Origin of the sequence: Intrasporangium zincisolvens (assembly GCF_034724055.1) — a bacterium.
Lineage (GTDB): Bacteria > Actinomycetota > Actinomycetes > Actinomycetales > Dermatophilaceae > Monashia > Monashia zincisolvens.
The window spans coordinates 572,183-587,166 of sequence record NZ_JAWIIL010000001.1 but is presented as its reverse complement, the minus strand read 5'-3'; the positions used below and the strand labels follow the sequence as shown (position 1 = coordinate 587,166).

General features: G+C 74.1%; 13 protein-coding genes. 9 read left to right on the top strand and 4 right to left on the bottom strand.

Features of this window, described 5'->3' with window-relative positions; genetic code table 11:
- Positions 1–52: 52 nt before the first annotated feature.
- Together RY076_RS02670 and RY076_RS02665 are read right to left on the bottom strand one after the other, a co-directional pair.
- Positions 53–1,432, bottom strand: a complete 1,380-nt coding sequence (locus RY076_RS02670; protein ID WP_323095907.1) for an HNH endonuclease signature motif containing protein — start codon at positions 1,430–1,432, stop codon at positions 53–55.
- 102 nt (positions 1,433–1,534) lie between these two features.
- Complete coding sequence (locus tag RY076_RS02665; protein WP_323095906.1) at positions 1,535–2,518, bottom strand: DUF389 domain-containing protein; 984 nt, start codon at positions 2,516–2,518, stop codon at positions 1,535–1,537.
- A gap of 87 nt (positions 2,519–2,605) precedes the next feature.
- On the opposite strand from RY076_RS02665, the gene RY076_RS02660 reads away from it, so the two are divergent.
- From RY076_RS02660 to RY076_RS02645, 4 genes are all read left to right on the top strand, one after another.
- The gene (locus RY076_RS02660) at positions 2,606–2,986 is read left to right on the top strand and encodes an ArsR/SmtB family transcription factor (RefSeq protein ID WP_413785724.1); all 381 of its coding nucleotides are present in this window, start codon (positions 2,606–2,608) and stop codon (positions 2,984–2,986) included.
- Entirely contained in the window at positions 2,983–3,909 is a 927-nt protein-coding gene (locus RY076_RS02655; protein WP_323095903.1) for a cation diffusion facilitator family transporter, read from the top strand. The genes RY076_RS02660 and RY076_RS02655 overlap by 4 nt, the downstream gene beginning before the upstream one ends.
- Positions 3,906–4,538 carry a cation diffusion facilitator family transporter gene (locus RY076_RS02650; RefSeq protein ID WP_323095902.1) on the top strand — a complete coding sequence of 211 codons (633 nt, stop codon included), beginning with the start codon at positions 3,906–3,908 and terminating at the stop codon, positions 4,536–4,538. Before RY076_RS02655 ends, RY076_RS02650 begins: the two co-directional genes overlap by 4 nt.
- Positions 4,539–4,605: 67 nt before the next feature.
- Positions 4,606–5,799 carry an MFS transporter gene (locus tag RY076_RS02645; protein ID WP_323095900.1) on the top strand — a complete coding sequence of 398 codons (1,194 nt, stop codon included), beginning with the start codon at positions 4,606–4,608 and terminating at the stop codon, positions 5,797–5,799.
- Here the strand turns inward: RY076_RS02645 and pdxR are convergent.
- Positions 5,774–7,207: a MocR-like pyridoxine biosynthesis transcription factor PdxR gene (gene pdxR / locus RY076_RS02640; RefSeq protein WP_323095899.1), complete on the bottom strand. Its 1,434-nt coding sequence runs from the start codon at positions 7,205–7,207 to the stop codon at positions 5,774–5,776. The genes RY076_RS02645 and pdxR overlap by 26 nt on opposite strands.
- Before the next feature lie 95 nt (positions 7,208–7,302).
- Between pdxR and RY076_RS02635 the strand changes: the two genes are divergently transcribed.
- Positions 7,303–8,640 carry an APC family permease gene (locus RY076_RS02635; RefSeq protein ID WP_323095897.1) on the top strand — a complete coding sequence of 446 codons (1,338 nt, stop codon included), beginning with the start codon at positions 7,303–7,305 and terminating at the stop codon, positions 8,638–8,640.
- A gap of 57 nt (positions 8,641–8,697) precedes the next feature.
- On the top strand, positions 8,698–10,647 hold the full coding sequence (locus tag RY076_RS02630; RefSeq protein WP_323095896.1) for an amino acid transporter: 1,950 nt from the start codon (positions 8,698–8,700) through the stop codon (positions 10,645–10,647).
- 20 nt (positions 10,648–10,667) lie between these two features.
- Here the strand turns inward: RY076_RS02630 and RY076_RS02625 are convergent, their stop codons facing one another.
- On the bottom strand, positions 10,668–11,201 hold the full coding sequence (locus tag RY076_RS02625) for a GNAT family N-acetyltransferase (RefSeq protein ID WP_323095894.1): 534 nt from the start codon (positions 11,199–11,201) through the stop codon (positions 10,668–10,670).
- A gap of 324 nt (positions 11,202–11,525) precedes the next feature.
- Between RY076_RS02625 and RY076_RS02620 the strand changes: the two genes are divergently transcribed.
- From RY076_RS02620 to RY076_RS02610, 3 genes are all read left to right on the top strand, one after another.
- Positions 11,526–13,106: a helix-turn-helix domain-containing protein gene (locus RY076_RS02620; RefSeq protein WP_323095893.1), complete on the top strand. Its 1,581-nt coding sequence runs from the start codon at positions 11,526–11,528 to the stop codon at positions 13,104–13,106.
- Positions 13,107–13,200: 94 nt separating this feature from the next.
- Complete coding sequence (locus RY076_RS02615; protein ID WP_323095892.1) at positions 13,201–13,671, top strand: YciI family protein; 471 nt, start codon at positions 13,201–13,203, stop codon at positions 13,669–13,671.
- Positions 13,672–14,982: a DUF6596 domain-containing protein gene (locus RY076_RS02610; RefSeq protein WP_323095891.1), complete on the top strand. Its 1,311-nt coding sequence runs from the start codon at positions 13,672–13,674 to the stop codon at positions 14,980–14,982. It abuts the gene before it with no gap.
- The last annotated feature ends 2 nt before the right edge of the window (positions 14,983–14,984 follow it).

Genomic DNA, 14,984 nt, shown 5'->3' with positions numbered 1-14,984 from the left:
CCATGGCACGTCCACCCAGCCGTCCGGCCGCCCGGCCGCCCGGGCCCGACCGTCAGTCCCGCGGCGCTGCGCGTGACGGGGTGAGGTCGACGAGGTGCAGGTGCAACGTGCCGCCGGTCGGGGCGGGGTAGGTGCGGCCGAGGCGTGGTCGTGGTCGGCGGGGCCGTGGCGGCGGCCCGATGGGTGTGTCGGGCGATGGCTTTGGTGAGCTGGTCGGTGGGCCGATGGGCCAGCCCTGTCGGGTCTGGAACCGGAGTCCGTCCGCTCGGGTGGGGTCGCCGGTGATGGTGTAGTCGCCGCGGTGGTGGCTGTCGTGGTGGAAGGTGCACAGGCAGGCCAGGTTGTCGAGGTCGGTGAGGCCGCCGTCGCGCCAGTGGCTCAGGTGGTGGACCTCGAGGTAGTCGGCTGAGCTGGTGGGGCAGCCGGGGAAGCGGCAGCCGCGGTCCCGGTCCAGGACGAGGACGCGGGTGCGGTGCGGGACGACGCGGTGGGTGCGCCCGACGTTGACCGGTGAGCCCTCGGTCTCCCAGACCGGGGTGAGGGTGCCGTCGCAGGTCAGCCCGTCGACGACGTGCCGGGGCAGGCGTGGGGTGCCGGTGAGCCACCCGCCGGTCGTGTCGAGGTGGACCTGCACGCGGTACCGGGCCCGACGCGCCGGGGTCTGCTCGGTCCCGGCGTCCAGCGACCGGGTCGCGAGCAGCACGAGGGCATCGGCCCACGTGATCCGTCGCGGGCCCGGGGTGGTGGCCGGGTCGGCGTACGGGTCCGGCCGGTGCTGCGCGTCGTCACCATCGGCGGTGTGGGTCGTGTCGGTGACGGTGTGGAACAGGTGGTCCTTCGCCTCCGCGATGGCCGCCCTCACGAGCTCGCCGACCTCGGCCGGGGCGTCGTACCGCAGTCGGAACCGGCCGTCCGCGTCGATGCCCATGCTCAGCGAGGCCGGCTCGACCGGACCCGGGGTGCACGCCGGCACTTCTTCGTCGTCGGGGGTCGCCTCGGCGGGCAGGAGCCGGCCCTCCTCGTCGAAGGTCCGCGGCTCCAGGGTGAAGTCGTACCGCGCCACCGACCGCTGCAGCTGCGGCACCGTCGCGTACTGCGCGAACTCGGCCACCGTCGCATCGAACGCCGCCGGGGCGTGCCGTGCGACGACCGCGGCCTGGTCCAGGCTGATCCGCCCCTCCCGCAACGCCGCCGCCGTCTCGGGCAGCTCACTCGCCCGACGAGCCATCAGCACCACCGCGGACGCGTGCCCCCGCGACAGCCCGGCCCGGACGACGAGCCAGTGCTCCGGCGACCGGATCCCGGCCGCCTGCCACGACCCCTCCACCAGCGCCACCGCCACGGCATCGACCAGCCGCCCGTGCGCGTCGTGCAGGTCGGCGGCCAGGGACGCGACGAGGTCCCAGTCCTGCTCGATCACTGCTTGCGACATACCCATATCGTACAGGTGTTCGAACGACGGGGAAAGGCCTGTCCACGGCCAATTCGACTCAGCCACAGCTCATTTCGTCCGAGAAGCCACCATCCCGAGACCTCAGTGACGAGGCGCGGGCGGCTCGGCGTGGACCCGGCGGCTCAGCCGCGAGTGCGACCGCGGCGCCGGTACCCGCGACCACACGGCGCGCTGCAGGGCGAGCGTCACCCACCCGGCCAGGGCCATCCCGACGAGGTTGACGACGAGCTGCACACCGCTGCCGAGCACCTCGGTCCACGCGCCGAAGGCGAGGCCCAGCCCGACGTTGCCCGCGGCCGGGATCGTCGTGACCGAGATGAAGACGCCGCTGAGCCCGCCGACCTTGGCCGAGGTCAGCGACAGCACTCCTGCGGCGGCGGCGAGCAGCGCGACGATGAACGACCACTTGTCCGGCGTGTAGATGAACCCGGTGGCCGGCCGCGAGCCGGTGATGTCGTCGAGGGTCACCCAGCCGAGGGCGCGGCCGAAAAGCCCAGCCAGACAGGTCACGAGGATCGCCACCCCGAAGCCGACGACGAGCGCCCGCGCCGCGACCGCGAACAGCAGCGCCCGCCGCCGCACCAGGGCGACGCCGAGCGCCGCGATCGCCCCGAACTCGGGCCCGAGCACCATGGCGCCGATGACGAGGATCTGCGAGTCGAGGACGATGGCGATGCCGGCGATGAGGGTCGCGAGCGACATGAACGACAGGAACGTCCAGTTGAGCTCGCTGTCCTCGTAGGAGCGCTGGGCGACCTCGGCCCAGACGACGGCGTCGGCGCTGCTGCCGGGCGTCTCCTCGTCGGCCTCGAAGCCGGCCCGCGACACCCACGTCCCGACCGGCTCGAGCTGGAGCGTCCCCTCCTCGTGGACGCCGAGGTCACGCAGGCGCTCGACGAGGTCGTTGGCCCCCTCGCGCGCGACGTCGGCGTGCACGACGTCGCCCGGCGGTCGCAGTGCGACCCCGCGGTACACGACGAGCGTGCTCACGGCCGTCGAGTCGGTCAACACGGCCGTCACGTCGTCGGTCAGGGCGCCCGGCACCGTCACCGTGAGTCTCAGCATGGGCGACAGTCTGCCGGTCGGTTGACACCGGGGCGCGCAGCCGACGACAGTGACATCTGAACATCCGGTCAGATGAGAGGACCAGCCGTGTCGACGGTCACCGGCCTGGACGCCTGCACGACGCCCTGCGTGCACCCTGAGAAGGTCGCGGTCGCCTCCGAGCACGCCCCGGACGCCGACGAGCTGGCCCGCGTGACCAGCGTCTTCAAGCTGCTCGGCGACCCGACGCGCGCCCGCCTGCTCTACGCCCTCCTCGAGGCCGGCGAGCTCTGCGTCTGCGACCTCGCCGCGGCCACCGCCACCGCGGAGACGACCGTCTCGCAGGCGCTGCGCCTGCTCCGCGCATCCGGCGTCGTCGCCGGCCGGCGCGAGGGCCGCAACGTCTTCTACCGCCTCTCCGACGCGCACGTGCGCCTCCTGCTCGACGTCACCCGCGAGCACGCCCTCCACGACGGCCGGTCCCGATGAGCCACAGCCACTCCCACGGCGCCGGGAGCGTCGCAGGAGCACAGGGCCACGCGGGTGGGCGCCACCGCTGGCGCCTCGCCGTCGCCTTCGTCCTCGTCGGCGCCTTCTTCGTCGTCGAGCTCGTCGCGGGCCTCCTGTCCGGGTCGCTCGCGCTGCTGTCCGACGCCGGCCACATGGCGGCCGACGTCGTGACGCTCGGGGCCGCGCTCGTCGCGACGCGCATCGCCACCCGGGCCGACACCACCGGACGCCGCACCTTCGGCTCGTACCGGGCCGAGGTCTTCGCGTCGGGGCTCGCCGTGCTCCTCATGCTCGGGGTGTCGGTCTACATCGTCGTCGAGGCGGTCGGGCGCATCGGGGCCTCGCCCGAGGTCGCGTCGGGCACGATGCTCGTCGTCGGCCTCCTCGGCCTCGTCGTCAACGTCGTCGCGCTGCTGATGCTCCGCGGCGGCGCGGGCGAGAGCCTCAACGTCAAGGGCGCCTACCTCGAGGTCGTCGCCGACACCGTCGGGTCGATCGGCGTCGTCGCCGCGGCCCTGCTCGTGCGCGCCACCGGCAGTGCGTGGTGGGACACCGGCATCGCGCTCGCCATCGCCGTGTTCGTCGCGGTCCGCGCCGTCGGGCTCGGCCGCGAGGTCGTCGCCGTCCTCGGTCAGCACGCCCCGGCCGGCATCGAGCCCGACGACCTCGCCGACGCACTGGCCGGCGTGCCGGGCGTCGTGGAGGTTCACGACCTCCACGTGTGGACCCTGACCTCGGGCATGGACGTCGCCACCGCCCACCTCGTCACCGCGGCGAGCGAACCGCCCGACCGTGTGCTGTTCGCCGCTGGGCTCGTGCTGCGCGAGCGGTTCCACATCGCGCACGCCACCCTCCAGGTCGAGAGCACCGACCGGTCCGCGTGCACCGGAGCCGACTGGTGAGCACCCCGCAGCCGCAGCTGTTCACGCTGCTGACACCGGCGCGCCGCGCGGCGCTCGGCCGACGCGCCCGGCTGCTCGCGGCGGCGTCGGTCGCCTACAACGTCGTCGAGGCCGTCGTCGCCGTGGCGGCGGGGCGCGTCGCCGACTCGACCGCCCTCATCGGGTTCGGCCTCGACTCCGTCGTCGAGGTCATGAGCGGCCTCGTCATCCTCTGGCAGTTCGGCCACCGCGTCCCCGAGGAGCGCGAGCACCTCGCCCGACGCGTCATCGCCGTGTCGTTCCTCGCCCTCGCCGCGTACGTCACCGTCGAGTCGGTGCGCGCCCTCGTCACCCGCGAGGAGCCCGACGCGTCGGTCGTCGGCATCGTCCTCGCGGCCCTGTCGCTCGCCGTCATGCCCGTGCTGTCGCGGTGGCAGCGGCGCACCGGTCGCGAGCTCGGCTCCGGTGCCGTCGTCGCCGACGGCACCCAGACGCTGCTCTGCACCTACCTGTCGGCGGTGCTGCTCGTCGGGCTGCTCGCCAACGCCCTGCTCGGGTGGTGGTGGCTAGACGCCGTCGCGGCCCTCGCCATCGCCGGTGTCGCCGTGCGCGAGGGCGTGCAGAACTGGCGCGGCGACCCCTGCTGCTGAGCCTCCCTGCGGCGGCGCGGCGCGGACCGCTTGACGGCGGACCGCCCGGGGTCCATCGTGAGCCACCGTGACGGTCCAGACCGAGGCCCCTGCCCTCCGCCGCTCCCGGCTCGCCGCCGGTGCCGCGTTCTTCGTGCAGGGCCTGCTCTTCATCTCCCTGACCACGCGACTGCCGATGATCCAGGAGCGGTGGGACCTCGACGAGCTCGCCGTCAGCGGCCTGCTCCTCATGGTCGTGCTGCTCGCCGGCGTCGGGTCGGTGCTCGCCGAGGTCGTCGCCAAGCGGTCCTCGAGCGCCGTCGTCGTGCGGGTCGGGTTCGTCCTGGCCACCGTCGGGTTCGCGGTGCTGCTGGTCGCGCCGGCGTTCGGGGTGTTCGTCGCGGGCCTGGCCGTCTACGGCCTCGCGCTCGGGCTCGTCGACGCGTCGTCGAACATGCAGGCCGTCACCGTCGAGCACCTCTACGGCCGCCCGATCCTGCCCTCGTTCCACGGGTTCTGGACCGCGGGCGGCGTCGTCGGCACGCTCATCACGCTCGCGACCGCGTCGGTCGACCTCGGCCCGACGCTGCTGCCGCTGCTCGTCTTCCCGCTCGCCGTCCTCGCCGCGCCGTTCGTGCGCCGCGACCGGCTCGCCGACTCCGCCGACCCGCTCGACGTGCCGTGGCGACGCATCCTGCTGCTCGGCGTCGCGATGGTCCTCTTCTACATGGTCGACACCGCCGCCACGACGTGGGGGCCGGTCTACCTCGGCGGCACCCTCGACGCCCCGACGAGCCTCACCGCCCTCGCGACGCTGCCCTACCTCCTCGCGACGCTCCTCGCCCGGGCCGTGGGCGACGGGCTCGTCGACCGGCACGGGGCCGTGTGGATGCTGCGGATCAGCGGCGTCGTCGCCTCGATCGCCCTCGCGATCATCGTCTTCGCGCCGACGTGGTGGGTCGCGGTCGTCGGGTTCGCCGTCCTCGGCGGGGCCGTCGCGACGATCGCCCCGCTCAGCTTCTCGGCGGCCGGAGCCATCGCCGGCGGCGAGGGGCTGAGCGGTGAGAAGCGCATCGACAAGGTCGACCAGGTGATCGCGCGCTTCAACCAGTTCAACTACGTGGGTGCGCTGCTCGGCGCCGTCCTCACCGGCGCCGTCGGTTCCGACAACCTCCGCATCGGGTTCGCCGTGCCGATGGTGCTGATCCTGGGGATCATCCCGCTCGCAGCGCAGTTCGCCATCGTGCGCCGACGCGCTACGGGCGTCGTCGACGGCGCCTGAGCACCGCGGCGAGCACCGCCACCCCCGGCCCGACGCGGTCGGCGGGCACCGCACCGACGCCGAGCACGAGGCCGTGGCGGGCGGGCTGCTCGCGGTGCCGCGTCGACAGCGGCTCGACGAACACCCCTGACGCGAGCGCCTGCCCGGCCACGGCGACATCGTCCAGCGCCGGGTCACGCAGCACGGCGCAGACGTGCAGGCCCGCAGCCGAGGGAACGACGTCAAGGTCCTCGTCGAGCCCGGCGAGCGCGTCGAGGAGCCGCTCGCGACGCTCCCGGTAGACCTTCGTCGCCCGCCGCACGTGCGCGCCGTGGTGGCCCTCGGCAAGGAAGTCGGCGAGCGCCTCGTGGGTGACGGCGTCGCCCGACCACGCAGTGACCCGACGCGCCTCCCGCAGCGCGCCCGACAGCGACGGCGGCGCCACGGCGTACCCGACCCGCAGCGCCGGCAGCAGCGACTTCGAGAACGACCCCACGTAGACCACCCGCCCCTCGCGGTCGAGGCTCTGCAGCGGCTCGAGCGGGCGGTCGGCGAACCGGAACTCGCTGTCGTAGTCGTCCTCGACGACCACGGCATCGTGACGGGAGGCCCACTGCAGCAGGGCGATCCGGCGCGCCAGCGACATCGCGGCGCCGGTGGGGTGCTGGTGCGAGGGCGTGACGTAGACCAGGCGCGCCGCGTCGGGAAGCGCGTCGACGACCAACCCCTCGGCGTCGACGGGAACACCGCGGACGCTCGCGCGGTGGGTCTCGAGCAGGCGCGCGGCCGCCGTGTAGCCCGGGTCCTCGACGGCGACGACGTCGCCCGGCTCGAGCAGGACGCGGGCGACGAGGTCGAGGGCCTGCTGGGCGCCTGCCGTCACGATGACGTCCTCGGGCCGGGCGGTCACCGAGCGGGACAGGCCGGCATGCCGGGCTACCTGCTCCTCGAGCCGGGAGGGCCCGGTGTCGCCGTAGGTCACGGTCGACAGGCGGCCGCGGCGCAGGGCCCCCGACACGAGCCGTCGCCACGTCGCGAGCGGGAAGAGGTCGGGGTCGGGCACGCCGACCGAGAAGTCGACGGCGACCCGGCCGGGCAGCTGCGGCGGCTCCCCCGGCACCTGCCACGGTCCGCGCGGCACGAGCGCACCTCCGGCCCGGGCCACCCGACCCGCGGCCGCCGGCGGCACGCACCCGGGCGCGACGAAGGTGCCGGCGCCGCGTCGGGCCTCGAGCAGCTCCTCGGCGAGCAACCGGTCGTAGGCGGCCGTCACCGTGCCGCGCGCGACGTCGAGCCGGCCCGCGAGGTCGCGGGAGGCGGGCAGCCGGTCGCCGCCCGCGAGCCGGCCCTCGAGGATGGCGTCGCGCAGCTGGGCGTAGATCTGGGCGGTGAGGTCACCGGTACCGGTCAACGTGACGTGCAGGTCCACGCGGTCAGCCTAGGCCGACCGTGCCTGGATTGGCCCAAACGGTTCGGGACGGAATGGACCTTCTCACCGGGCCACTGCGACGGCAGTCTGGGGCCATGACCTCGACCGCCGCCCGCGAGCCCGCCCTCCCCGCGCTCCCTGCGCCCCAGGGGCTCCCCACTTCGGCCACCGGGGCCGCTCCCGCCCCGGTGGCCGGCGGCCTGACGGTCCCGCAGGGCACGGCGCTGTCGGTCGGCGCCGTGCTCGGCACCGGCGTCATCACGCTGCCGGCCCTGGCCGCCGGGATCGCCGGCCCCGCCTCGCTCGTCGCGTGGGCCGCCCTCGTCGTGCTCTCCGTGCCGCTCGCGAGCACCTTCGCCGCACTCGGTGCGCGGCACCCCGACGGCGGCGGGGTGTCGACCTACGTACGCCGCGCCTTCGGTGCCCGGGCCGCCGGCGCCGTCGGCTGGTGCTTCTACCTTGCCATCCCGGTCGGCGCTCCCCCCGCGTCGATGATGGCGGGCGGGTACGTGGCGGACGTCGTCGGCGGTGGCCGCACGACGACGCTCGTCGTGGCGGCGGCGCTGATCCTCGGCACCGGCCTCATGAACGCGGCCGGCCTGCGCTTCTCCGGACGCGTCCAGCTCGGCCTCGCCACCGTGCTCGCCCTCCTCATGACGGCGACGATGGCCGTGGCCCTGCCGCACGGGCACACCGAGTCGCTGACGCCCTTCGCACCGCACGGCTGGGGCGCCGTCGGCTCGGCCGCGGCCGTCCTCGTGTGGGGCTTCGCCGGCTGGGAGGCCGTGGCCTCGCTCGCCGGTGACTACCGCAACCCGCGGCGCGACGTGCCTCGTGCCACCGGCATCGCCGTTGCCGTCGTCGGGGTGCTCTACCTCGGCCTCGCGGCGACGAGCGTCCTCGTGCTCGGCCCGGCCGCCGGCTCGAGCGCCGCACCGCTGTCCGACCTCATGGCGATCGCCCTGGGCGAGCAGGCCCGGGTCGTCACCGCCGTCGTCGCGGTCCTGCTCACCGTCGGGGCGATGAACGCCTACTTCGCCGGCGGCTCGCGCCTCGGGGCGTCGCTGGCCCGCGAGGGCGCCCTGCCCGCCTGGCTCGCGAAGGGCTCCGGCCCCGGCGAGGTGCCACGCCGCAGCATCGCCGTCATCGCAGGCGCGTCGGCGACGGCACTGGCCCTGACGGCCGTGCTCGACCTCGGTATGACGCCCCTCATGCTGCTCGCAACCGGCTGCTTCACCCTCGTCTACGTGCTCGGCACGGCGTCGGCGCTGCGGCTGCTCGAGCGTGGGAGCGCCGGCTGGTGGTGCGCCGCCGTCGCCTTCGCCTCGGTCGTCGGGCTGCTCGTCGTCAACGGGCTGCACGCCCTGTGGGCGCTCGGGGTCGTCGGGCTGTCGCTGGCGTACCAGGCGCGCCGCCGGCGTCGGGTGGCCTGACCACCCCTCGTCCTCGACTGGCGTCGGACCCCGGACCGGCACCTAGACTCCTCCGCCGTGACGACGCCAACCGCGCAGCGGTTCAACCGGTGGTTCTTCGACGCGGACCCGCAGCCCGACCCGGGCGGCTACTACGAGCGCGAGGCCCAGGCCACCGCCCAGCACCACGTGCAGCCCTGGTGGCGCGTCATGTGCCTGACCGGCGTCGACTACTTCTCGACGCTCGGCTACCAGCCCGGCATCGCTGCTCTCGCCGCCGGCGCGCTGTCGCCGATCGCGACGCTCGTGCTCGTCCTCATCACCCTCTTCGCGGCGCTGCCGATGTACCGACGCGTCGCCGTCGAGAGCCCGCACGGCGACGGCAGCCTGTCGATGCTCGAGCGGCTCCTGTCGTACTGGCCGAGCAAGATCCTCGTGCTGGCCCTCATCGGCTTCGTCGCCACCGGGTTCGTCATCACCATCACCCTGTCGGCGGCCGACGCGAGCGCCCACCTCATCGAGAACCCCTACCTGCGCTCCACCCTGAGCGGGCACCAGGTCGGCGTCACCCTGACGCTGCTCGTGCTGCTCGCCGCGGTCTTCCTCAAGGGTTTCAAGGAGGCCATCGGCCTGGCCGTGGTGCTCGTCGTGGCCTACCTCGGCCTGAGCCTCGTCGTCGTCGTGCGCGGGTTCATCGCGATCGGCGACCACCCGACGGCCTTCGGCGACTGGGTCGACGCCATGACCTCCGCGCACTCGGTGCCGTTCGGCATCATCGGGGCGGCCCTGCTCGTCTTCCCGGCGCTCGCGCTGGGGCTGTCCGGGTTCGAGACCGGCGTCGTCGTCATGCCGCTCGTCAAGGGCGACCCCGACGACACCCCGGCCGACCCGGCGGGCCGGATCCGCAACGCCAAGAAGCTGCTGACGACCGCGGCCCTGGTCATGAGCGTCATGCTCATCGGGTCCTCGCTCGTCACGACACTGCTCATCCCGCACGCGGCCTTCGAGCCCGGCGGCCCGGCCAACGGCCGCGCTCTGGCCTACCTGGCCCACGACCTGCTCGGCGAGGGCTTCGGCACCGTCTACGACGCGTCGACGATCGGCATCCTCTGGTTCGCCGGCGCCTCGGCCATGGCAGGGCTGCTCAACATCGTGCCGCGCTACCTGCCGCGCTACGGAATGGCGCCGGACTGGGCCCGCTCGACGCGTCCGCTCGTGCTCGTCCTGTCGTTCATCGCCGCCGTCGTCACGCTCGCGTTCAAGGCCAACGTCGACGAGCAGGCCGGCGCGTACGCCACCGGTGTCCTCGCGCTCATGACGTCGGCGGCGGTGGCGGTGTTCCTCACCGAGCTGCGCCGCCGGCACCGCGGCACTGCCGCCTTCTTCGGCGTCGTCAGCGCGATCTTCCTCTACACGATCACCATCACCGTCGTGGAGCGGCCGGAGGGCCTGCTCATCGCGCTGCTGTTCATCGCGCTCATCGTCGTCATCAGCGTGTGGTCGCGGATCGTGCGCTCCACCGAGCTGCGCGTGCAACGCGTCGTCTACGACGAGAGCGCCAGGGCGATCCTCGACGACGCTGCCCTCGGGCCGCAGCCGCTGCGGTTCATCGCGAACAAGATCGACGCCGGTGACCGCGACGAGTACCGCGCGAAGTCGCTCGAGGTGCGGATGCACAACCACCTCAACGCCCGTCAGGGCGCGATCTTCCTGGAGGTCGAGATCAGCGACGCGAGCGACTTCGCGACGACAGTGCACGTCGGCTCCGCGGTGGTCGGCGGGCACTACATCCTGCGCGCGACCGGCCCGTCGGTGCCGAACGTGCTGGCCGCCGTGCTCCTCGACGTCCGCGACCGGGTCAGCAAGCCGCCGCACATCTACTTCGAGTGGAGCGAGAAGGCGCCGGGCCTGAACGTGCTGCGCTTCCTGCTCGCCGGCGAGGGCGACATCCCGCCGCTGACCCACGAGATCATCCGGCGCGCCGAGCCCGACGCCGCGCGTCGCCCGCAGGTCCACGTCGGCGGCTGACGGGAACCGGCTGACGCGCGTCAGGCGCGGTTGGCCCACGCGTCGGGCGTCGTGCGGAAGACGCGCGAGGGCTCCTCGTACCACTTCGTCATCTCACCGAGGTCGTCGAGGCCGAGCCGGCGGCAGACCGCCTGGGAGCGGTCGTTGGTCAGGTGGGTGATGGCGTAGACGTCGGGCAGGCCGGCGCCGAAACCGTGCTGGATGACGGCCGTGGCAGCCTCGGTGGCGTAGCCGTGGCCCCACGAGTCGGGGTGCAGGTGCCAGCCGACCTCGACCTCGCCGTCCTCGGCGTCCGGCAGCGTCAGCAGCAGGACCGAGCCGGCCACGACACCGGTCTCGCGCACCTCGACGGCCCAGAACCCGAGCGGCGGGTTCTCGCTGCGCGCCCGGTAGCGGTCGATGCGCTCGTGCGCCTCGTCGAGGTCCTTCATGAGCACTGGCTCGCCGTCGCCGAGCCACTGCACCACCTCGACCCGGCTGAGGATGTCGAGGAGGCGGTCGGCCTCGTCGTGCGACCACGGGCGGATGACGAGGCGAGGGGTCTCGAGCTGCATGGCGCCACGATCACACCCGCCACCCCCGACGTCCACGCATTTGTCGGGCGCCCTCACGGGACGGCCGCAGGGAGGGCACGACCTCTGGAACGTCCTACTCGTGCCCTCTGCATTGCTCCACGACACGAGCCAGCCGACGGGCCCACCGACGGACCACGCGTCCCCAGCGACCCACTGGCTCACCTGGGGGAGCAATGCAGAGCGTGTGATGAGCGACCCCGGGCCGAGTCGCCGCCGTCCACACCCCCGACCGCCACCCGCGTGACGTCCACAGTGGGCACGTTGACGCTGGTGACAGGCGCCCCACCACCTCACTGTCGTGGGATGAGCTCGAGCACGCGGCAACCCGTCGACCTCGGCGCCGAGGCGTTCGGCGACGCGCTGCGTCACGTGCGCCGCGTCCACCGGGTGAGCCAGCGCAGGCTCGCCGCCTGGCTCGGCGTGCCGCGGGCCCGCATCGGGCGGATCGAGGCCGGTGACCTGTCGATCAGCCTGCACGAGGCCATCGGTCTGTTCCGGGTGCTCGGCTTCCGCATCGTCCCGTCGCACGACTTCCCGTGCCGGCCTCGGCCCGACGCCGACGTCGCCCATGCCTTCGACGTGAGCCCCCAACGCTGCTCGGAGTGGTTCCTCGACGGCGCAGTCACCTACCGCGACGACGCGGACCGGGCGTTCCCGGCGCACGGGGTCATCGACCCACGAGGGCTTCCCGACCACTGGGGCGTGCGCTACGGCTGGGGAAACACCGATGGTCGGATGCCGTGGATCCACCACCGACGCGGCCCGCGCGCTCCGGAGGTCCCCTGGGGCCGGACAGGGCAGGATGGCGGCATGTCAGCGACGACCCCGCCCCCGACCGGCGGGCCAGACGGTTCCGACGCGCCCCCCACGGCCGCGCTTCCCCTGCCCTCCTCGACGCCGCAGATCCGCGCCGCCGTCGAGGAGTACGCGGCGCGCCGGCCGGCCCTCGAGGTCGCGACACACCGGTTCATCGACCTCGTGCGCGACCTGCTCGACGACGCCGGCATCAACTACCTCACCGTCAGCGGCCGCACGAAGTCGGTCGAGTCGTTCGCCGCGAAGGCCGAGCGCCGGCGCGACGGCGTGCTCACCCACCCCGACCCCCTCGAGGACATCACCGACGTCGTCGGCGTCCGCGTCATCACCTACGTGCCCGACGACGTCACCGCGGTGGCCGAACTGCTCGCCGAGGAGCTGGCGGTCCTCGACGACCGCGACCTCGGCAAGGAGACGGCCCGCTCCGGCCGGTTCGGCTACGCCAGCCGCCACCTGCTCGTCGGCATCGACGCGAGCCGCAGCGTGCCCCGGGCCTACGAGTCGCTGGGGCGCCAGAACGCGTCGGTGCAGGTGCGCACCGTGCTCCAGCACGCGTGGGCCGAGTTCGAGCACGACATCCGCTACAAGGGCAGCGTCCCCGAGGAGCACGCGAGCGACCTCGACCGGCGCTTCACCCTCGCCGCCGGGCTCATCGAGCTCGCCGACCGCGAGTTCTCCGCGATCCGCGGGCGCCTGCAGAAGGTGCTGCCGACGCGTCCGGCCGACACCGGCGAGCGCCCGGCACCCGGCATCGCGGCCCAGGACCTCGCCAAGTTCCTCGCGCACCGGTACACCGACGCCGGCTGGTCCCGCGCCGACCACTACACGTGGATCTCGGGCCTGCTGCTCGAGCTCGGCGTCTCGACGGTCGACCGGCTCACCGAGGTGCTCGGGCCCGACGACGGCGCCGACCTCACCGAGCGGATGGGCTACAAGTACCCGCCGGGCGCGGTCCGGCGCCTCGACGACGCCCTGCTGCGGCGGTTCGGCGAGGCCTACCTCGCCCTCGACGGCAACGCGCACCGCCGCGACTCCCTCGCTGCGCGCCTCGACAAGCTGCGCGCCTGAGAAGTTCTTGGCCGGACGTGTCGATTCCACGGAGGCGAGTTCGTCAGGATGATGTGACGAAAGGCGTCACGCACCCACGAACGAGGAGCCGACCATGACCGACACGTACGCCTACATCATCCACGAGGGCGACTGGAACTCCGACGCCTTCCTCGCGGGCGCCCCCGGCGCGAGCGCCCCCGCCGGCAAGGACCCGTCCGCACCGGGCAGCACGCCCGGGATGGGTGGCACCGCCGTCGCCACCGCCGAGGCCCCGGCCGACCTCGAGTCCTCCTTCCCCGAGCACCAGGTCTTCCAGGAGGCCGTCGCCCGGATGGGGGCCCGCATCGTCGGCGGCGCCGCGCTGCAGAACGCGCGCCACGGCGGCGCCGTCAAGCCCGGCGCCGGCGACCGGAAGGTCGAGGACGCCGTCTACACCGACGGGCCGTTCACCGACACCGCCGAGGTCATCACCGGCTTCTACCTCGTCGAGACCGACGACGAGGACACGGCGCGGCGGATCGCGGCGCTCGTCCCCTCGGGCGGGCACGTCGAGTGGCGCAAGGTCTTCCCGACGGGGATGTGAGTGCCCCTCGCGCCGGGTGAGTTCGAGGAGGCGTGGCCGCGCATCGTGCGCGTCCTCGCCTCCTTCACCGGCAGCCTCGACGACGCGGAGGAGTACGCCGCCGAGGCCGTCGCGCGCGCTGCGGACCACGAGCGTCGCACCGGGACGCCCATCGACTCGTGGGCGGCCTGGTGCACGACCGTCGCCAAGCGGGCCTGGCTCGATGACACCCGTCGCCGGGTCGCGCTCGACCGGCTCGCCCCGCAGCTCGCCCGGCCCGAGGCGGACCCCACCGCCCACGACGCCACCGACCACACCGCCATGGACACCGACGACCTGGCCCGCGAGGGCCTCGACGACCGCCTCGCCCTGCTCTACGTCGCCTGTGACGAGGCGCTCTCCCCGGCGTCGCGGATGGTCCTCGCGCTCCGGGTCGTCTGCGGGCTCACCGTCCCGGAGATCGCCGGCCACCTCGGCGTGCAGGACGCCGCGGCCGCGGCCCGCCTCACCCGCGCCAAGAAGGCGTTGACCGACGCACGGGGCGCCTTCCACGTGCCCGACGCCGACGAGCGTGACCGACGCCTGCCGGTCGTCCTCGCCTGCGTGTCCGGGATGTTCACCGTCGCCCACCGCACCGTGCTCGACCCGGCCGACGCCCTCGCCGACACCGGCCGCCAGGCCCTGTCCATCGCCGACGCGCTCGTCGCCGAGCACCCGGACGACCCCGAGGTGCGCGGGCTGCGGGCCGTCATCCGGCTCGGCCTCGCGCGGCGGCCCGGCCGCCTCGACGCCGACGGCACCGGCCTGGCGCTCGACGAGGTGGACCGCCGCCGCTGGGACCACGCCCTCGTCGCGGCCGGGCTCGACGACGCGACGGCCGCCACGGCCGGCGACGGCCGCTTCGCGATCGAGGCCGCCATCGCCGGTCTGCACACCGCCGTCCCGACCTTCGAGGCGACCGACTGGCCGCGCATCGTGCAGCTCTACGGCGCGCTCGAGGAGCGCTGGCCCTCCCCCGCGGTCCGCGTCGCCCGCCTCGCGGCGACGGCGCACGCCCACCTCGCCGGACGCGTCGACACGGCGACGCTCACCGACGGTCCGTCGCTCGCCGACGTCGAGCGCGAGCTGACCCGCCTCGCCGACGCCGCGCCCGGCTACGCGAGCCGCGACGCCGCCCTCGCCCTCGCGGACCTCGAGTGGCGCACCGGTCGGCAGGCCGCGGCGGCGGCGCGCTACCGCGAGCTCGCCGAGGTGCTGCCCGCCGAGCCGCTTCGACGCTTCTGCCTGCGGCGGGCGGCCTCGGCCTCGGACACGACGTCGGACTCGCGCTGACC